This window comes from Natronococcus sp. A-GB1, from assembly GCF_029688845.1.
Classification (GTDB): Archaea; Halobacteriota; Halobacteria; order Halobacteriales; family Natrialbaceae; genus Natronococcus.
On sequence record NZ_JARUKW010000016.1, the window covers coordinates 64,121 to 81,252 of the forward strand.

Annotated in this window: 21 protein-coding genes; 15 read left to right on the top strand and 6 right to left on the bottom strand. The window is 64.8% G+C overall.

The genetic code is table 11. From position 1 onward, the window contains the following. Nucleotides 1-4: 4 nt before the first annotated feature. On the top strand, nt 5-781 hold the full coding sequence (locus QA600_RS17555) for an alpha/beta hydrolase (protein WP_278293229.1): 777 nt from the start codon (nt 5-7) through the stop codon (nt 779-781). 13 nt (nt 782-794) lie between these two features. On the opposite strand, the gene panB is transcribed toward QA600_RS17555, so the two are convergent. Then, the gene (panB, locus tag QA600_RS17560) at nt 795-1,607 is read right to left on the bottom strand and encodes a 3-methyl-2-oxobutanoate hydroxymethyltransferase (protein ID WP_278293230.1); all 813 of its coding nucleotides are present in this window, start codon (nt 1,605-1,607) and stop codon (nt 795-797) included. A 96-nt stretch (nt 1,608-1,703) separates the two neighbouring features. On the opposite strand from panB, the gene QA600_RS17565 reads away from it, so the two are divergent. After that, complete coding sequence (locus tag QA600_RS17565; RefSeq protein ID WP_278293231.1) at nt 1,704-1,937, top strand: DUF5822 domain-containing protein; 234 nt, start codon at nt 1,704-1,706, stop codon at nt 1,935-1,937. On the opposite strand, the gene QA600_RS17570 is transcribed toward QA600_RS17565, so the two are convergent. From QA600_RS17570 to QA600_RS17580, 3 genes are all read right to left on the bottom strand, one after another. Beyond that, nucleotides 1,938-2,459 (bottom strand): HAD family hydrolase, encoded by a 522-nt coding sequence (locus tag QA600_RS17570; protein WP_278293232.1) that lies wholly within the window; start codon nt 2,457-2,459, stop codon nt 1,938-1,940. A gap of 43 nt (nt 2,460-2,502) precedes the next feature. Continuing rightward, a complete protein-coding gene (locus QA600_RS17575) occupies nt 2,503-3,627 on the bottom strand; it encodes an acyl-CoA dehydrogenase family protein (protein ID WP_278293233.1) in 1,125 nt (374 codons plus the stop codon). Between the two features lie 151 nt (nt 3,628-3,778). Next, nucleotides 3,779-5,023 (bottom strand): HAD hydrolase family protein, encoded by a 1,245-nt coding sequence (locus QA600_RS17580; protein WP_278293234.1) that lies wholly within the window; start codon nt 5,021-5,023, stop codon nt 3,779-3,781. Between the two features lie 120 nt (nt 5,024-5,143). Here QA600_RS17580 and gfcR point away from each other — a divergent pair, with 120 nt between their 5' ends. Then, nucleotides 5,144-5,794, top strand: a complete 651-nt coding sequence (gfcR, locus tag QA600_RS17585; RefSeq protein WP_278293235.1) for a transcriptional regulator GfcR — start codon at nt 5,144-5,146, stop codon at nt 5,792-5,794. Nucleotides 5,795-6,076: 282 nt separating this feature from the next. Next, on the top strand, nt 6,077-6,490 hold the full coding sequence (locus QA600_RS17590) for a hypothetical protein (RefSeq protein WP_278293236.1): 414 nt from the start codon (nt 6,077-6,079) through the stop codon (nt 6,488-6,490). A gap of 136 nt (nt 6,491-6,626) precedes the next feature. On the opposite strand, the gene QA600_RS17595 is transcribed toward QA600_RS17590, so the two are convergent. Further along, the gene (locus QA600_RS17595) at nt 6,627-7,589 is read right to left on the bottom strand and encodes a transcription initiation factor IIB (protein WP_278293237.1); all 963 of its coding nucleotides are present in this window, start codon (nt 7,587-7,589) and stop codon (nt 6,627-6,629) included. 162 nt (nt 7,590-7,751) lie between these two features. Here QA600_RS17595 and rnhA point away from each other — a divergent pair, with 162 nt between their 5' ends. Further along, nucleotides 7,752-8,345 carry a ribonuclease HI gene (gene rnhA / locus QA600_RS17600; protein WP_278293238.1) on the top strand — a complete coding sequence of 198 codons (594 nt, stop codon included), beginning with the start codon at nt 7,752-7,754 and terminating at the stop codon, nt 8,343-8,345. 46 nt (nt 8,346-8,391) lie between these two features. Continuing rightward, nucleotides 8,392-9,006 (top strand): hypothetical protein, encoded by a 615-nt coding sequence (locus QA600_RS17605; protein ID WP_278293239.1) that lies wholly within the window; start codon nt 8,392-8,394, stop codon nt 9,004-9,006. 75 nt (nt 9,007-9,081) lie between these two features. Here QA600_RS17605 and QA600_RS17610 read toward each other — a convergent pair whose 3' ends face one another. After that, a complete protein-coding gene (locus QA600_RS17610) occupies nt 9,082-9,441 on the bottom strand; it encodes a PadR family transcriptional regulator (RefSeq protein ID WP_278293240.1) in 360 nt (119 codons plus the stop codon). A 201-nt stretch (nt 9,442-9,642) separates the two neighbouring features. On the opposite strand from QA600_RS17610, the gene QA600_RS17615 reads away from it, so the two are divergent. From QA600_RS17615 to QA600_RS17655, 9 genes are all read left to right on the top strand, one after another. Continuing rightward, a complete protein-coding gene (locus QA600_RS17615; RefSeq protein WP_278293241.1) occupies nt 9,643-10,173 on the top strand; it encodes an inorganic diphosphatase in 531 nt (176 codons plus the stop codon). Between the two features lie 128 nt (nt 10,174-10,301). Further along, nucleotides 10,302-10,436 (top strand): hypothetical protein, encoded by a 135-nt coding sequence (locus QA600_RS17620; RefSeq protein WP_005558012.1) that lies wholly within the window; start codon nt 10,302-10,304, stop codon nt 10,434-10,436. Between the two features lie 207 nt (nt 10,437-10,643). Continuing rightward, a complete protein-coding gene (locus QA600_RS17625; protein ID WP_278293242.1) occupies nt 10,644-11,987 on the top strand; it encodes an alkaline phosphatase family protein in 1,344 nt (447 codons plus the stop codon). 96 nt (nt 11,988-12,083) lie between these two features. Continuing rightward, nucleotides 12,084-12,791, top strand: coding sequence for a DUF6498-containing protein (locus QA600_RS17630; RefSeq protein ID WP_278293243.1), 708 nt, complete (start codon nt 12,084-12,086; stop codon nt 12,789-12,791). 42 nt (nt 12,792-12,833) lie between these two features. Further along, nucleotides 12,834-13,202: a hypothetical protein gene (locus tag QA600_RS17635; RefSeq protein ID WP_278293244.1), complete on the top strand. Its 369-nt coding sequence runs from the start codon at nt 12,834-12,836 to the stop codon at nt 13,200-13,202. A 45-nt stretch (nt 13,203-13,247) separates the two neighbouring features. Further along, complete coding sequence (locus tag QA600_RS17640; RefSeq protein WP_278293245.1) at nt 13,248-13,661, top strand: DUF371 domain-containing protein; 414 nt, start codon at nt 13,248-13,250, stop codon at nt 13,659-13,661. Between the two features lie 131 nt (nt 13,662-13,792). Further along, nucleotides 13,793-14,098, top strand: coding sequence for a hypothetical protein (locus QA600_RS17645; protein WP_278293246.1), 306 nt, complete (start codon nt 13,793-13,795; stop codon nt 14,096-14,098). Nucleotides 14,099-14,218: 120 nt separating this feature from the next. Further along, the gene (gene nth, locus QA600_RS17650) at nt 14,219-15,031 is read left to right on the top strand and encodes an endonuclease III (RefSeq protein ID WP_278293247.1); all 813 of its coding nucleotides are present in this window, start codon (nt 14,219-14,221) and stop codon (nt 15,029-15,031) included. 65 nt (nt 15,032-15,096) lie between these two features. Beyond that, the gene (locus tag QA600_RS17655; RefSeq protein ID WP_278293248.1) at nt 15,097-16,773 is read left to right on the top strand and encodes an NAD-binding protein; all 1,677 of its coding nucleotides are present in this window, start codon (nt 15,097-15,099) and stop codon (nt 16,771-16,773) included. The last annotated feature ends 359 nt before the right edge of the window (nt 16,774-17,132 follow it).

Below are 17,132 nucleotides of genomic sequence, written 5' to 3' on the forward strand. Positions count from 1 at the left end.
AGGTATGGAAACGGTTCGACACCACGGCCGGGAGACGGCCTACGAGGTTGCCGATCGAGGGGGAACGGGGCCGACGATCTGTTTCGTCCATGGGAGTGGGGGCTCGCGAGCAGCCTGGAAGGCACAGCACCGCCTCGCGGATCGGTTCCCGGTCGTCGCCGTCGATCTCAGCGGACACGGCGACTCCGAGGACGTCGCCGCGAGTGCCGGCTACACGGCGTTGTCGGCGTACGCCGACGACGTTGCGGCGGTCCTCGAGGAAACTGACGCGAGCGTCCTGGGGGGAAGCTCCCTGGGCGGAGCCGTCGCCATGCACCTCCTGCTCGAGCGCGAGCCCGACGTCGAGGGTATCGTGCTGGCCGGAACGGGCGCCAAACTGGGCGTGCTCCAGGACTTGCTCGAGTGGCTCGACACCGACTTCGATCGGGCCCTCGAGTTCCTCCACGGTCCGGATCGGCTCTTTCACGATCCCGACCCCGAACTGCGCGACCAGTCGATCGAGCGGATGCGCGAGTGCGGACAGGCCGTCGTGCAGCGGGATTTCCGAACCTGTCACCGATTCGACGTCCGCGACGACGTCCACCGGATCGACGTCCCCGCGCTCGCGGTCTACGGCGAGCACGACCAGTTGACGCCTCCGCAGTATCACGAGTACCTCGCGGACGAGATCGGCGAGGGCGACCTCGTCAAGATCGAGGGCGCAGCTCACCTGGCGATGCTCGAGCGGCCGACGGCGTTCAACGAGGCCGTCGCGGAGTTCGTCGGCGGCCTCGAGGAGTAATCCGTCTCGAGACTCAGTACAGGTCGTCGAGGTCCCGTTCCTCGTGGCTGTGCTCCTCGGCCGGGAACTCGCCGGACTCGACGGCCTCGACATAGCCCTCGACGGCCGCGCTCATCTCCTCGCGGACGTTCCCGAACTGCTTCGAGAAGGAGGGCGACCAGTCGCTGAGGCCGACGGCGTCGTCGACGACCAGCACCTGGCCGTCGCAGTCGGGACCGGCGCCGATCCCGATCGTCGGGATCTCGAGCGCCTCGGTGATCTCGGCCGCGAGGTTCGACGGGACGTGCTCTAAGACGAGCGAGAACGCGCCGGCTTCCTCGTGAGCGACGGCCAGTTCGAGCATGCGCTCGGCGGCCTTCTGATCGGTTCCCTGGCGCGGGTAGCCGCCATACCGGTTGACGTGCTGGGGCGTCAGCCCGAGGTGGGCCATTACGGGGATTCCGAGCTGGGCCATCGTCTCGGTCAACTCGACGGTGTGGGGACCACACTCGAGCTTTACTGCGGCGGCACCCTCCTCTTTGAGCATCCGACCGGCGTTCTCGAGGCTGTCGGCCTCGTCGACGCCGAAGGAGAGAAACGGCATGTCGGCGACGACCAGCGCCTCGTCGGTCGCCCGCGAAACCGCGCCGACGCGAGCCGCAACGTCGTCGACGGTTACCGGGAGCGTCGTCTCGTACCCGAGCGAGGTGTTGCCGACGCTGTCGCCGACCAGGATCATGTCGACATCTGCCTCGTCGACGATTTCGGCCGTCGGCGCGTCGTAGGCCGTCAGCATCGTGATCGGTTCGGTTCCGGCCATCGACTGCAGCTCCCGTACGGTAGGCATACGTGTGGGTTCGGCTCCCGCGAGTAAACGCCATCGTTCCGCACCGACGACCCGCCACCCGCGACCCTTAAGAGGACCCGGTGAACACCTTCGTATGTGCCAGAACGCGTCGAAACGACCTCGCCGGACGGCGTCGACTTCGGGTGGGTAATGCAGACGACGTTCGTCGTCACGATCCTCGTCGGCGCGCCGGTCGTCGCCCTGCTGTCGATCGGCACCGAGCTTCCGACCTGGGGCGCTCGAGCCGAGTTCGCGATTCGAGTCGGTGCCGTCGTCTGGCTGCTCGTGGCGCTGTCGGTGTTCGCGTACGCGAAGCGCACGCAGGAGTAGCTACTCGACGTACTCGAAGTCGACGCCGGCTCGATCGGCCGTTCGCTCGTCGCGCTCGGTGTCGCCGACAAACAGCGTGGTCGCCGGCTCCGAGCCGAGCCCACGGACGGTCTCGAGCAGCGGCTCGGGGTCGGGCTTTCGCGTCTCGACGGTATCCCGACCCACGACGGCGTCGACCGCGGGTTCGAGGTCGTGTTCCTCGAGTGCGATCCGGCAGGCGGCCTCGCAGTTGAGCGAGCAGACCCCGACGGGTACCCGCCGCTCGAGGGCCTCGTCGGCGCGGGCCAGACGGCGGGACAGCCGCGCGCCCTCGCGTTCGTGGTCGGCGATCGTCTCCTCGACGGCCGGCGCGATCTCGAAGTTGCTCGCGGCCTCGAGCAGTTCCCAGAGGTTCTCGCTGGGTGGCTCGGTCGCGGCCCGGGCGTACACCGCGATCACGTCGATTGCGACGGCGTTCCAGTCGACAACGAGGTCGACGAGGGTTCCGTCCAGGTCGTAGACGACGGCATCGTATTCGGTCACGGCTGATGATACGGACGGGAGCAGAATAGCGACTTCGGTCCGCTTACTCGAGCAGGTGGCGCGCGATCACCTTCTTCTGGATCTCGGTGGTCCCCTCGTAGATCTCGGTGATCTTGGCGTCCCGGTAGAGCCGTTCGACCTCGCCCTCGGTGACGTAGCCGTAGCCGCCGTGGATCTGGACGGCCTCGTTTGTGACGTCCATGGCCGTCTGGCTGGCGAAGTACTTCGCCATGCTTGCGGTCAGTCCGGCGTCCCCTTCCGCGCGCTCGCGGGCCGCCTCCCGGGTCAACAGCCGGCTCGCCTTGACCTTAGTCGCCATCTCGGCGAGCTTGTGGCGAATCGACTGGAACTCGCCGATCGGCTGATCGAACTGCTCGCGCTCCCCGGCGTACTCGAGCGCTTCGTCCATCGCACACTGTGCGAGACCGACCGACTGCGCCGCGATGGCGATCCGACCTCCTGTGAGGATGTGAAAGGCGGCCGAGAGGCCCCGCCCCTCCTCCGTCAGCCGGTTCTCGGCGGGGATTCGAACGTCGTCGAAGGTGAGACTGGTCGTGTCGCTCGCGCGGAGCCCGAGCTTGTCCTCCTTCTCGCCGACCGAGAGCCCATCGACGTCGCCGGGGACGAGAAACTGGGTCACCGTCGACGGATCGTCGCGGTCGGTCTTCGCGAAGAGGACATAGACGCCCGCCCGCTTCCCGTTCGTGATCCACTGCTTCTCGCCGTTGATGACGTACTCGTCGCCCTCACGGCTGGCTTCGGTCGACATCTCGGCGGGATTCGAGCCCGCGTGGGGTTCCGAGAGCGCGAACGCGCCGACGGGGCGGCCGTCGGCCATGTCGGGGAGCCACCGCCCCTTGAGGTCCTCGCTGCCAAACTCGGCGATACAGGAAGTCGCCAGCGAGTGGACCGACAGCGCCGTCGCGACCGCGAGCGCGCCGTAGGCAACCTCCTCGTTGACGACAGCGGCCGTCACGGGATCGGCGTCGTAGCCGCCGTACGCCTCGGGAACGGTGAGACTCGTCAGGTCGAGCTCGGCGAGCCCGTCCCAGACGTCTTCGGGAAACTCCTGGCTCCGGTCGGCCTCGAGCGCCGTCGGTCTGATCTCCTCGCGGGCGAACTCGCGGACGACGTCTCGAACCGCCGCCTGCTCGTCGGTGAGTTCCATACGACCCCATTCGAGCGCGGTGGCAAAAATGGCCACCACTCGAGCGCTCGATTCGCACCGATTCGCTCGGTCGATTTGCAGTCATCGCGTCGCCGTTCGTCCCTACCGAGACGGCCCGTCCGTTCCGACGGTAAGTGCCGGCCCCGATCGGTCACCCGAGGCTCGCGAGACGGTTGAGCGCGTACACCGTCTGGAGGACGTCGACGCTCTTTCCACGATCGAACACGAGCTCGTCGGTGCCGAGGACGTGCTCGAGGGTGTCCTGGGAGGCGTGTTCCGGCGCGGCCGCGATCCCCGCGTCGTTCTCCGCGACCCACTCCATGACGCGGCGATCGCTCTTCGAGTCGCCCATCACTAGCGCGAACGGGTCGTCGATTCCGAGCACCTCGAGCGCGCCCTCGACGCCGACGACCTTGTTCAGCTCGAGGCTGCCGATCTCGGCGGCGTCGGCCTCGTAGTAGGCGACGTCGATCCGCTCGAGAACGGCCGCGAGCTCGTCCGGGATCGACTCGTCGTCCTGATCGGGGTAGGCGCCCTCCTCCTCGAGGACGGTCCTGATCTCGGGGTCCTGGTCGGCGTAAAACGTGCGGGTCCGGTCGCGGATCTCTTCGCCGTCGAACCCGACCGCCTCACTGACGGCATCGGCCAGCAGGTCGATCAGGTAGACGAGCGCGTCGTCGATGATCTCGCGGGCGTCGGCCGACCCCGTCTCGTAGTTGGGTTTCATCGTGACGTTGAACTCGTTGCCCTGGAGGTGACATCCTCGTCTAATCGACTCCGGTGCCTCGGGCAGAACGCGAGCCCGCAGGTCGTCGAACACGTCGCGGATCTCCTCGTCGAGCTCCTCGTAGAGGAGCTGTTTGGTGTCGGCGCCGTGACCGGGCGTGAACACGCCCGTTCCAGCCTCGTAGACGATCGATAGCTCGCCGGAGTGGACGATCTCGCTGCCGAGCCCCTGGATGGCAAATCCCTTGACGTTCTCCAGGGTCTGGCCGGTACAGATCACGATCGGGACGCCGGCCTCGTGAAACTCCGTTAGGACGTGGAGGGTCTCGCGAGGGATCTCGTTGTCCGTACTGCCGGCCGAGCGCAGCGTCTCGTCGACGTCGAGGACGAGCACGTTCACGCCGCGGCCGTACTTGGCCTCGAGGTCGAGCGCGGTAAACGCCTGGTCGCGGGTCGCCCGCGCGGCGATCTCGGCGAACGTCTCGCCGGCCGCGAACGCCGCCCGGATCTCGTCCTTGCGGTCCTCGAGTTCGTCGTTTGCCTTCTGCCAGTGCTCGAGGGCGACCCGCGAGTCGACGGCCGGGAAGACGTCGACGAACTCCTGGTACTCTCGCAACGTCTTCGTGTCGTACTCGTCGTAGAGCTGGTAGACGAGATCGTACCGTTCCATACTCGAGATACCGGAGAGACGAGTGATAATCCTTGCCAATACTGAGAGTCTTTCCAGGGAGACGAGGCGACGTTCGTCGGCTGCGACACGACTATAAAAACGGCGTGCGAACTCCGAGCCATGAAAAACGTTGACGACCTCATCGAGAGCGCCGCCGAACTCGCGGGCCAGGGCCTCTCGAAGGGCGAGATCGCGGACGAACTGAACGTCTCCCGGGAGACGGCGAGCTGGCTGGTCGAGCGCGGCGACGCGACGACCGACCTCTCGAGTCAGTCGACTCAGCAGTCCGCCGGGAACGGCGGTCCACAGGACATCCACGTCGACTGGTCGGCGATCGGCCGGGACAGCAAACGGATGGGAGCGATCGCGGAGGCGATGGCCGACCTGCTCGCCAAACACGGCGAAGACGTCGATCTGACCGTCGGTATCGAGAAGGCAGGGGGCCCTATCGCGACGCTCATCGCGAGCGAACTCGAGACCGACCTCTCGACGTACACGCCCGCGAAACACCAGTGGGAAGAGGGCGACATCGAGGAGCTTGGCGGGACCTTCTCCCGAAACTTCGCTGGTATCCGCAACCGCGAGTGTTACGTCGTCGACGACACGATCACCAGCGGAACGACGATGCGCGAGACGATCACGGCGATCCGGGCCGAAGGTGGCGAGCCGCTGGCGTGTGTCGTTCTCGCGGACAAACAGGGCGTCGAGGAGGTCGAGGGCGTCCCCGTCTACTCGTTGCTACAGGTCATCAGCGTCGGCAAAGACGAGTAGCGGACGCACGCGGGGGCCGGCTCCCGGAACCGTTTCGTCCGTTCGAGACGGTAATTAGCGTTTTCCGCTCAGCGGTCGGCTCGATCCGGTCGGTCGATTTCCACCCGTTTCTCTCCGATTTGTCACCGGGAACAGTGGTGCCGTCGGCTTCCCGGAGCGCGGTCCCTTTCTCACCCGAACCGGTTGGATATAACTCCAGTTTGTTTTCGCTACAACTAACCATAGGCGGTGCATTCTCTTTACGTTCTGTCTCCCCACCGCTGACTGCCGAAGTGATCGAACATGGACGACTATCTCACACGACGCCGAGTCCTCGCACTGACGGGTACAGTTAGCGGAATCGCGATTGCGGGCTGTAACGACGTGGACGACGAGGAAGAAGACGACGAGGTGGATGACGACGTGGACGACGAGGTGGATGACGACATCGACGACGAGGAAGACGACGAGGTGGATGACGACATCGATGACGAAGAAGACGATGACATGGACGACGACATAGATGATGAAGAAGACGACGAGGTTGATGACGACATCGACGACGAGGAGGACGACGACATGATGGACGATGAGGACGAGGAAGACGACGACATGATGGACGATGAGGACGAGGAGGACGACGACATGATGGACGATGAGGACGAGGAAGACGACGACATGATGGACGATGAGGACGAGGAAGACGACGAGGAATAAGCCCAAAATTTTGTTCCTGGCCGGGCGTAGACGCGTCTTCACGGCGTCCGGCGGAACCACTCCCCTAAACCGTCTTCGATCAGCGACGGCACCGCCGCTCGAGGATTAGCGGTCAATAAAAGGGGTGGTGCCGGAGTTAGCCGTGGATTCCCATCGCTTCGATCTGTTCCTGATAGCGGTTCCGGATCGTGACTTCGGTCACCTGGGCGACATCTGCAACCTCGCGTTGGGTCTTCTTCTCGTTACACAGCAGCGAGGCGGCGTAGATCGCCGCCGCGGCGTACCCGGTCGGGGATTTGCCCGAGAGCAGTCCTTCCTCGGCCGTCTTCTCGATGATCTCGTTGGCCTTGGTCTGGACTTCCTCCGAGAGTTCGAGTTCGGAACAGAAGCGGGGAACGTACTTTTTCGGGTCGACGGGGCGCATCTCGAGGCCGAGTTCCTGCGAGATGTACCGGTACGTGCGACCGATCTCCTTTCGCTCGACGCGTGAAACTTCCGAGATCTCCTCTAAGCTTCGCGGGATGCCCTCCTTTCGACAGGCGGCGTACAGCGCACTGGTCGCGACGCCCTCGATCGATCGGCCGCGGATGAGGTCCTCCTTGAGCGCGCGCCGGTAGATGACCGACGCGACCTCGCGAACCGACCGCGGCACACCCAGCGCCGAGGCCATCCGATCGATCTCCGAGAGCGCGAACTGCAGGTTGCGCTCGCCAGCGTCCTTGGTTCGGATGCGTTCCTGCCACTTGCGCAGGCGGTGCATCTGACTGCGCTTCTTCGAGGAGATCGAACGACCGTAGGCGTCTTTGTCCTTCCAGTCGATCGTCGTCGTCAGTCCCTTGTCGTGCATCGTCTGTGTCGTCGGCGCACCGACGCGGGACTTCTCCTGTCGCTCCTGGTGATTGAACGCCCGCCACTCCGGACCGGGGTCGATCTTCTCCTCCTCGACGACGAGCCCACAGTCTTCGCAGATGAGCTCACCCCGATCGGAGTCCTTTACGAGATTGTCCGATTCACATTCGGGACAGGCACGTACCTCCTCCTGATCCTCGGATTCGTCCGTTTCACGCATTCGCTCCCGCTGGCGGGTGGACCGTGTCATCGCGCTTTTATAGTAGTACTACTATGATATATAAGTTCTGGGGTCCCTCTCCCAACAGTTTCCTCTTATCCGTCGAAAACGACGTCTGTAGGCGTTCAGCGGGGTGGTTTACGATTTGAAACCGGAAAGCCTTTATTCGGCTCTCCTCGAGCAGAGACACGAATGCCGGTTATCGAGTGCGATGTCGACGACGCCCGCGAGCGCCTCGAGGCTGCGGGCGTCGCCGTCGACTCCGGAAACACCGAACACGAACGCTGGCGGGCAAGTCGCGAGGGTGCGACGGCCGTCGCCTACGAGGACAAGGTCGTGATCCAAGGCGAGACGCCCCGAACGCTCGAGTCACTGCTTCGCGAGGGCGGCGGTCGAGCCCACGTCTACTTCGACGGTGCCAGCCGCGGTAACCCCGGCCCGGCGGCGATCGGCTGGGTGATCGTCACGAGCGAGGGAATCGTCGCCGAGGGGGGCGAACGGATCGGACGAACGACGAACAACCAGGCGGAGTACACCGCACTGATTACGGCCCTCGAGGCCGCCGAAGAGTACGGCTACGGCGAGGTCCACGCCCGCGGGGACTCCGAGCTGATCGTCAAGCAGGTCCGCGGCGAGTACGACACCAACAATCCCGAGCTGCGCGAGCAGCGGGTTCGCGCCCTCGAGCTCCTCTCCTCGTTCGACGACTGGACCCTCGAGTACGTTCCACGAGAGGTCAACGACCGCGCGGACGGGCTGGCCAACGAGGCGCTGGACCAGGGGTAGCGCAGAAAACGGCAACGGAAAGGGCGTCGAGCGCGAACGACGGGTGATGAGCGACCTCGCGGACGAGAGAGGCGATGAAGAGAGACCGCCCGGGGAACTGCCCGACGACGTCGTCGACGAGGCCGAACGGCTGACGCGGCTGGCCCGCACCGCGACCGACGAGAACGAGCGCGCGGCCCGGCTCGAGCGTCGTGACGACCTGCTTGCCGAACACGAGTTCACCGCCCGCGTTCGGGACGAGGAGGACGCGACGCTCGTGCTCCACCCCGAGGAGTGGCACGCCGACGGCGTCATCAGGACCGATCGCATCGAGGACATCGACCGGGCGATCGAGATCCAGCTCGAGGGCACCGAGGATCCCGACGACTGGCAGGCGGTCGACGAACGCAACCGCGAGCTGGTCGCCGAGGTCAGGACGGCCCACGGCGACATCCACGGCGACAACGCGGTCGCCCTCGCGGACTTCTTCGGGAATCACTACGCGAAGCCGATCGAATCGGCGACGCCGACGGAGCTCGAGGAGTTCCTGACGGGGTACTTCGTTCGGAACGCCTGGCCCTCCGAAGCACAACAGGACGCGGTCGAGGAGTCGATCGACCTGGTCTTCGAGGCGGCCGACGAGCCACACCCGGAGCTACGGAGCTCGTCAACGGTCGAATAAAACGAAACGGTTCGGCGCCGATCACGGCCGCGTGCGATCGAACGCGAACGGAGGTTCTGACACCCTGGTTGCTGTTTAGTAGCTCTCGTCGACGAGCTGGCGGATCTCGTCGGCACGGTCGTCGTCCGTGACGATCTTCGAGAGCGACCACTGAACGCCGTCGAGGACGGCCTCGTAGCCCTCGTCGGTCAGCGAGTACTGGTTCGTCCGCTTGTCGAGTTCGCTCTTCTCGACCAGCCCGAGCTCGACGAGTTCGTCGAGGTTCGGGTAGAGCCGGCCGTGGTTGACCTCCGTTCCGTAGTACTCCTCGAGTTCGCGCTTGATCGCCAGGCCGTACATCGGCTCCTTGGCGAGGATGGTGAGGATGTTGGTCTGGAACGCGGTCAGCTCGCGTGCGACACTCTGATCGCCGCTGATTGATTGTGACTCTGACATAGTTGTGTAACAGTCATCGGACTATTTAAGACTTCTCAACTATTTTGCCCGATCGTCCCGCAGACCCCGTCCAGCAGCCGATACCGGCTCGAACGTCGTCCCGACGAGCCACGTACTCGGCACTCCGTCGACGGTCGTCGGCCATACCGTCCGATACGATTACGAAAGGACTTTTTGACCCACCGTGAACGTTCGAGATACATGGTCAATCTCTGGGAAGACCTCGAGACCGGACCGAACCCGCCCGAAGAGATCTACGCGGTCGTCGAGTGTCTCAAGGGCGAGCGCAACAAGTACGAGTACGACAAGGACGTCCCCGGTGTCGTCCTCGACCGCGTGCTCCACTCGAACGTCCACTACCCCTCCGACTACGGCTTCATCCCGCAGTCGTACTACGACGACGAGGACCCGTTCGACGTGATGGTCCTCGTCGAGGATCAGACGTTCCCCGGCTGTATCATCGAGGCCCGTCCCGTCGCCCTGATGAAGATGGACGACGACGGCGAGCAAGACGACAAGGTCATCGCGGTCCCGAGCGAGGACCCACGCTACGACCACATCGAGGACCTCGAGGACATCACCCAGCAGCAACTCGACGAGATCGACGAGTTCTTCAAGAGCTACAAGAACTTAGAGGAGGGTAAGGAAGTCGAGACCCAGGGCTGGGAGGACCGACAGGCCGCCTACGACGCGATCGAACACGCCCAGGATCTCTACGACGAGAACTTCTAGCGCCGACTCCCCGAGCCGGCGTTCGATTTTTCTGCCAACGGATTCGTCGGAGTTATCGCCACCCGTTCGCCGTATGTGTTATGAGCATGGGTAATTTTATTGGGTGAGCCGTCGTACTACCGTCCGTCATGGCAGCAACCAACCCGTCCCCACGAGAGTCCGCGTCGACCACCGAGTCGGTCGAATCCGGTACCGGGATGGCCCACCTGACGGTCGTCCCGACGAACTTCCGCTCCGAGAGCGCGGACGAGGAGACGGAGTAGCCCGGTTCCCGATCGCCCGCCGCGAGAGCGACCGGAGATCCTGCCGGTTTCTGCGAGCACCTCGAGGACCTCCTCCGCTGGCGTCGGTCCGCAACACCGACGCGACAGTCGGCGACGCTGAACGCGAAACCGAGACCGTCGTCACCGGTTCTCGAAAACAGTGTCCGGAAACGAACCTTCTTGTATGCGGTCGGACTACGGCCCCGCATGGGTTTGTTCGACCGGTTGCGGGGCGACGACTCCCCCCGAGTCGCGTTTATCGGCGTCGACGGCGTGCCGTACAGTTTACTCTCCGAACACGAAGACCGGTTCCCGAACTTCGCGTCGCTGGCGGCCGACGGTACTGCGAGCGAGATTTCGAGTATCGTCCCACCCGAGTCCAGCGCCTGCTGGCCGTCGCTGACCACCGGGGTCAACCCCGGTGAGACCGGCGTCTACGGCTTCCAGGACCGCGAGGTCGGCACCTACGATACCTACGTCCCGATGGGCCGGGAGGTCCAGGCCGACCGCGTCTGGGACCGCGTCCAGGACGAGGGGCTCAAGGCGACCGTGATGAACGTCCCCGTCACGTTCCCGCCACAGCGAAACGTCCAGCGCATGGTGTCGGGCTTTCTCTCACCCGACCTCGAGAAGGCTGCCTACCCCGACGACGTTCGTGAATACCTTGAGACGCTCGACTACCGAATCGACGTCAATCCGAAACTCGGTCACGAGGAAGAAAAGGAGGCGTTCATCGAGGACGCCCACGAGACGATCGACGCCCGCTTCGAGGCGTTCGAACACTACATCGAAGAGGACGACTGGGACCTCTTTTTCGGCGTTTTCATGACGACCGATCGGGTCAACCACTTCCTGTTCAAGGACTACGAGCACGACGGCCAGTACAAGGAGGAGTTCCTCGAGTTTTACGAGAAGGTCGACGACTACATCGGACAGCTGCGCGAGGCCCTTCCCGAGGACGTCACGCTGATCGTCGCCTCCGATCACGGCTTCACGAGCCTCGACTACGAGGTCCACTTCAACGAGTGGCTCATCGAGGAGGGGTGGCTCTCCTTCGAGGACGACGAACCCGAGGAGCTGGGTGACATCGCCACGGAGACGAAGGCCTACTCCTTCATCCCCGGCCGGTTCTATCTCAACCTCGAGGGCCGCGAACCGCGAGGTTCCGTCTCCGAGGACGAGTACGACGAGGTCCGCGACGAGCTCAAAGCCGACCTCGAGGCCCTCGAGGGCCCCAACGGCAACGAGGTCGTCGACCGCGTCGTCGAGAAGGAAGCGGCCTTCCGCGGCGATCACGACGACATCGCGCCGGATCTGGTCGCGATCCCGAACAAGGGCTTCGACCTCAAGTCCGGCTTCAAGGCCGACTCCGAGGTCTTCACTACCGGCCCGCGAAACGGGATGCACAGCTTCGACGACACGTCGCTGTACATCGACGACCCCGACGCCTCGATCGGCGACGCCGACCTCTTCGACATCGCCCCGACGATCCTCGACCTGATGGACCTCGAGTACAGTCGTGGCGACTTCGACGGCGCGAGCCTGGTGTAAACAGGAGCTGTCGGCCGCCAGATCTCGAGTATCGCCCTGGCTACCGGCTCGACGGCGTGACAAGTATTTTGAATTCCCGATGAGAACCCGAGACCCGTGGACTCATCATGGAGCGGGTCTCGGACGGCCGCTATCGGTCTCGTCGTCGCGAACCTCGTCCCGCTGGTCGGGGTCGCGTTCTTCGGCTGGACGCTCCACTCACTGCTGGTGATCTACTGGCTCGAAAGCGGCGTGCTCGGCGCGGCGTACGTCGCGAAGATTCGACGCGCAGCGGGTGAGGACGACCCCGAGGCTCTTCCCGAGTGGGAGATCAGTTCGCTCGGCGATACGGAAGCCCGGACGCTCGAGTCGTTCGTCGGGAAGCCGAACCGAGCGATCGCCAGGTACTTTGCGGGCTACTTCGGCGCGTTCTGGGTCGCTCACGGCGTGTTCGTCCTCGTTGGCTTTCCCGAGATGTTCCCGGAACTGACGGTCGCGTCGCCGTTCGTCGTCGCCGTCGCAGCCGTCGCCCTGACGCTTCAACACGCCCTCTCCTACCGACTCAACTATCTCGGTAATCGGGAGTTCGAACGGCATGGACCGGTGACGCTGCTGGCCGAACCGCTCAATCGGATCGCCGTCCTGCACGTCACGATCGTCCTCGGCGCGGCCCTGATCGAAGGAGCCGGCGGACCGATGGAGGCACTCGTCGTGATGATACTTGCAAAGACCGCCTTCGATCTCGAGGCACACCGCCGTGAACACCAACGGGCGCAGTGTCAGTCTGTCGAGAGCGGGCCGACCGAAGCAGTCCCTTCGGAGTGAGGCGGCCGAAGCGAATATGCTGCTTTGCTGTCAACGCTGCGTATGAGCGGCCGACTCGTCGGCACCGGTATCCTCCTCGCAGTAGTTACGAGCGGGCTGGTCAGTTGGCTCACTGGTTCGCTGGCCATCCTTGGTGCGACGCCGTCAGGGATCGCGGTCTACCTGTTCGTCGGCGTCGCGGGCCCGCAGTACGTTCTCTCGAGGCGGCTCGACGATCCGCTCCGGCTGGGGGTAGCCGTCCTGGCTGCTGTCGGTGCCCTTCTCGCTCTCGGCTGGGGCGTTCTCGGTGCCGATCTCCACGGCGAGGTCGGCGTCGGCCTGACGGCTGTCCTCGCGGTCGTCGTCTTCGGCGTCTTCGGCGGGGCCGTCGTCCGTGAGTTCCGCGCCGGCTACCGGGGGGAGACGGCGTAGCGCCGAGTCGATCCCGTTTTCCGAGCCGCTCGACTCTGCTGCGGTATGGAGGAAGTGATCCGCGCTCGGGGACACGAGCACGTCAGCGCCGCACACGCGAGCACGTTCGAGGTGACGACCGACGACTACCTGACGCCGGCCGGGGACTGCATCCTGGCGATCGACGCCGATCGGGCGCCCGCCGACTTCGACTCCGAGTTCGTCGAGGCCTGCCGGGACGAAGCGGCGACGATCACCGTCGAGATCGAGGCTGACGGCCACCGCGAGTCGGTCGAGGGACGCGGCGATCCCGACCTCGAGTTCGCGAACGAGCGCAGCGCAGTCGGCCGAACCAGCGACTACGTGGACGACCGAACGGTCGTGGTCGGCGCCGAGTTCGCGGCGGAGGGGTTCGATCGAGAACTCGTCGACGCGCTCGCTGAGGGTGCCGAGGCGACAGTGACGCTAACGGTCGAGTAGCGGGGCTGACCGTCGGTCGGCGGGTCAACGGCTTTGACCGACGGCGTCGGTTTCGGATTGTCCGTCGCGGATAACTGTTCGGGCACCGAACTACTTTCCCGCCGAACCAACGATTGATACCAAGAGTCACGATGCTCGATACACAAACCACCGACCATCTCGAACAGCGACTGAACCACGTCGACTCGCTCGACGAGCTTCAGGCGTTCGTCGCCGCGACGTCTCGAGAGCTGGAGGAGCCGTCGACCGAACCGATCGACACCCAGCGAGAGGAGCGAGTGATCGGCGGCCTCGAGCGACTCCTCGGCGGTATTCGGGAGAAACTCGAGACGCTGGCTGCCGAGGAGGGTGCGGAGAGCTACCAGCTCAGCGTCGCCGGCGGGACGACGGGGCTCTCGGTGACAGTAACGGTCTCGTACACCTCCGGAAATCCGTAATCGAGGAACTCGCAAGCGACGGAGGGACGACCGCCCGAGCGAGGGGTCTCGACGGATAGGTGCTCGAGTCGGATCACCGCTTCCACGGCGGTTTTGCTCCTCGAGCCCGAATCCTGGCGCATGAGTGATGACAACGAGCCGTCGGTCAACATCAGCGGCGGCGACGCCGGAGGCGGAGCCGCCGCCGAGTTCGACCCGGCGACCGCCGATACCCGCGCCGAGCGCGTCGTCGACCGCCTCGGCGAGCTATACTGGCAGAAAACGTACGGCGGGCAGGATGCCTTCACCTGCCTCGTACGGACGATCCTGAGCCAGAACACGAGCGACGTGGCGAGCCAGCCGGCCCACGACGCGCTGGTCGACAGATACGGGGGGCCGGATCGGGATCTCGCGGAATCGCTCGCCGACGCCGAGCAGTCCGAACTCGCCGAGACGATCAGCTCCGCCGGCCTGTACAACCAGAAGTCGGCGATGATCATCGGTGCCGCCGAGGAGATTCTCGAGGAGTTCGTCTCGGCCGCGGGGTTCGACGACTTCGTCAGGGAGGCGGAGCCCGAAACCGTCCGCGAACGGCTGCTCGAGATCCACGGCGTCGGGCCAAAAACTGCTGACTGCGTCCTGCTGTTCGCGGGCGGACGCGGCGGCGTCTTCCCGGTCGACACGCACGTCCACCGGATCTACCGCCGGCTGGGGATCGCCCCCGCCGACGCCGACCACGAGGCGGTTCGGGCGGTCCTCGAGCGGGACATCCCTGCCGCGAAGTGCGGCTTCGGCCACACCGCCTCGATCCAGTTCGGCCGCGAGTACTGTACGGCCCGCAAGCCAGCCTGTCTCGAGGACCCCGACGCCTGTCCGATGGCCGACGTCTGCGATCAGGTCGGCGTCTACCCGGAGACGAACGAGGTCGTCGATCCAGCCGAAGCTGCCGACTGACATCGATTACCACGGCGCATATACAACTCCAATATCTACACGTCCGAGTCATCTAGCTCGGCTACATGGAGTTTCGAAAACCGTCTCCGTTCCAGTGGATCGGTCGGAACAGACGTCTCGTGATCTTTCTGCTCTCGTTCGTCGTCGTGGTGGCCGTTCAGACGCTGCTGTATCGATGGGGGATGGCCGAACTGGAGGGGCGACCGCGGTCACTGCAGGACTCGCTCAACGTTATCGTCCAGTCGCTGACCTCGACGGGGTACGGACAGGACGCGCCGTGGACGTCCATCGGGATGCAGGCGCTGATGGTCGTCGCGCAGTTTACGGGGATCGCCTACATTGCCGTCGCCGTCCCACAGTTCGTCGTCCCCTGGGCCAGGGAGGAGCTCACCGAGACGAGGGTCCCCGACGCCGTCGAGAGCGCCGAAGACCACGCCGTTATCTGGGGATACACCTCGCTCTGTGAGAGTCTGGTCGACGATCTGGAGGCCCGCGAGGAGCAGTACGTCATCGTCGAGGACGACGAACAGCGGGCCGAAACGCTGTTCGAGGAGGGACGGAACGTCGTCTACGGGACGATCGAGGACGAAGAGACGCTCGAAGCGGTCAACATCGAGAACGCGGTCGCGGTCGTCGTCGGCGCGAAACAGCAGGAGAACGTCATCGGCACGCTCCTCTCGCTCGCGGAGACCAACCCGGATCTCGAGATCATCTGTCTGATTGACGACCCCGAACAGTCACGATACCTCCGGTTCGCTGGCGCGACAACCGTCATCTCGCCGAAACACCGTCTCGGCAAAAGTCTCGCGGACAAGGCCCAGAACGTCGTCAGCACCGCACTCGAGGATATCGAGGACTTCGATGTCGACCTCGAGATCGCCGAGTTCCCGGTGACCGACGACAGTCCACTCTACGGTCAGCGCCTCGACTCCCTCGACCCCCTCAATCGGACGGGGGCGACGCTCGTCGGCGTCTGGCTACGTGGCGAGTTCGTCACCGATCCCTCGAGCGAGGCGGTCGCCGACGAGAGCACCGTCCTCGTTGTCGCCGGTACCGAGGAGCAACTCGAGCGGATCGAACCGATCACCCGGTCTGGCGGGCGGTCCGCGACGGCGGGTCCGGTGATCATCGCTGGCCACGGCTTCGTCGGCACGACCGCCGAGGGAATCCTCCGGAAGGCCGACCAGCAAACGACGGTGATCGACACCGAGCCCGGAGAGGGCGTCGACGTCGTCGGCGATGCGACGGAGACGACGACGTTCGACGAGGCGGGGATCGACGGGGCCGAAACCGTCATCCTCGCGCTGCCCGACGACGACGATGCGACCCTCGCGACGCTGGTCGCCCGCGAGGCCGACGAGGACGTCGAGATCGTCGTCGCGGCCAACGACGCCGAGAGCGCGAGCGACCTCTACCGGGCGGGTGCGGATTACGTCCTCGCGCTGCCGAAGGTCGCCGGCCGGATGACAACGCTCGGCCTCTACGACGAGGACGTGATGACGCTTCGCGAGCAGATCCAGCTCACCAGAACACGGGCACCGGAGCTCGCCGGACAGCACCCGGACACCGACGAGGTTCGAGAGCGGACCGACTCCACGATCGTCGCCGTAAAACGAAACGGTGAGATCGTCACGGCGTTCGACGACGACTTCGGGCTCGAGACCGACGACGAGGTCCTCGTCGCGGGCACCGATCGGGGCGTCTCCAACTTCAAGACGGAGTTCGGCGACGGCGAGGACTGATACGGTCTCCGGTAACTCATCATCCACATCCCAGGGACATCTGCCGGGTGTGTCGGTAAGCGGTTACAGCAGTCCGTCTGCTTGCCCGTTACCCACTGATTACCGGAGAGGAGCGCCGATTCGATTCCCGGCGGTCGCTGCCGCCAACTGTCACCTGCTCGTGAGCCCACCGAACGTCGGCGCTCGATCTCGAGAGCGAGACCGGGTCCGCGTCCGAGGGCGGATCCCCCGGCGACAACTCCGAGGAGGGCGGCCTCGGACGGTTGGCGGACGGATAGGAGCGTCCGTCTGGCGGTGATTCGCCCGCGAACGCTCGATGCGGCGACCGATCTTCGCGATTTTTATCGGCTATTATTACT

Bases quoted from the DNA above. Each gene is read 5' to 3' on its own strand.
- QA600_RS17590 (WP_278293236.1), top strand. From the start codon at position 6,077: ATGGACGACTATCTCACACGACGCCGAGTCCTCGCACTGACGGGTACA.
- panB (WP_278293230.1), bottom strand. From the start codon at position 1,607: ATGCCTACCGTACGGGAGCTGCAGTCGATGGCCGGAACCGAACCGATC.
- QA600_RS17620 (WP_005558012.1), top strand. From the start codon at position 10,302: ATGGCAGCAACCAACCCGTCCCCACGAGAGTCCGCGTCGACCACCGAG.
- QA600_RS17580 (WP_278293234.1), bottom strand. From the start codon at position 5,023: ATGGAACGGTACGATCTCGTCTACCAGCTCTACGACGAGTACGACACG.
- QA600_RS17640 (WP_278293245.1), top strand. From the start codon at position 13,248: ATGGAGGAAGTGATCCGCGCTCGGGGACACGAGCACGTCAGCGCCGCA.
- QA600_RS17635 (WP_278293244.1), top strand. From the start codon at position 12,834: ATGAGCGGCCGACTCGTCGGCACCGGTATCCTCCTCGCAGTAGTTACG.
- nth (WP_278293247.1), top strand. From the start codon at position 14,219: ATGAGTGATGACAACGAGCCGTCGGTCAACATCAGCGGCGGCGACGCC.
- QA600_RS17595 (WP_278293237.1), bottom strand. From the start codon at position 7,589: ATGACACGGTCCACCCGCCAGCGGGAGCGAATGCGTGAAACGGACGAA.
- QA600_RS17575 (WP_278293233.1), bottom strand. From the start codon at position 3,627: ATGGAACTCACCGACGAGCAGGCGGCGGTTCGAGACGTCGTCCGCGAG.
- QA600_RS17625 (WP_278293242.1), top strand. From the start codon at position 10,644: ATGGGTTTGTTCGACCGGTTGCGGGGCGACGACTCCCCCCGAGTCGCG.
- QA600_RS17655 (WP_278293248.1), top strand. From the start codon at position 15,097: ATGGAGTTTCGAAAACCGTCTCCGTTCCAGTGGATCGGTCGGAACAGA.
- rnhA (WP_278293238.1), top strand. From the start codon at position 7,752: ATGCCGGTTATCGAGTGCGATGTCGACGACGCCCGCGAGCGCCTCGAG.
- QA600_RS17615 (WP_278293241.1), top strand. From the start codon at position 9,643: ATGGTCAATCTCTGGGAAGACCTCGAGACCGGACCGAACCCGCCCGAA.
- QA600_RS17610 (WP_278293240.1), bottom strand. From the start codon at position 9,441: ATGTCAGAGTCACAATCAATCAGCGGCGATCAGAGTGTCGCACGCGAG.
- QA600_RS17555 (WP_278293229.1), top strand. From the start codon at position 5: ATGGAAACGGTTCGACACCACGGCCGGGAGACGGCCTACGAGGTTGCC.
- QA600_RS17645 (WP_278293246.1), top strand. From the start codon at position 13,793: ATGCTCGATACACAAACCACCGACCATCTCGAACAGCGACTGAACCAC.
- gfcR (WP_278293235.1), top strand. From the start codon at position 5,144: ATGAAAAACGTTGACGACCTCATCGAGAGCGCCGCCGAACTCGCGGGC.
- QA600_RS17605 (WP_278293239.1), top strand. From the start codon at position 8,392: ATGAGCGACCTCGCGGACGAGAGAGGCGATGAAGAGAGACCGCCCGGG.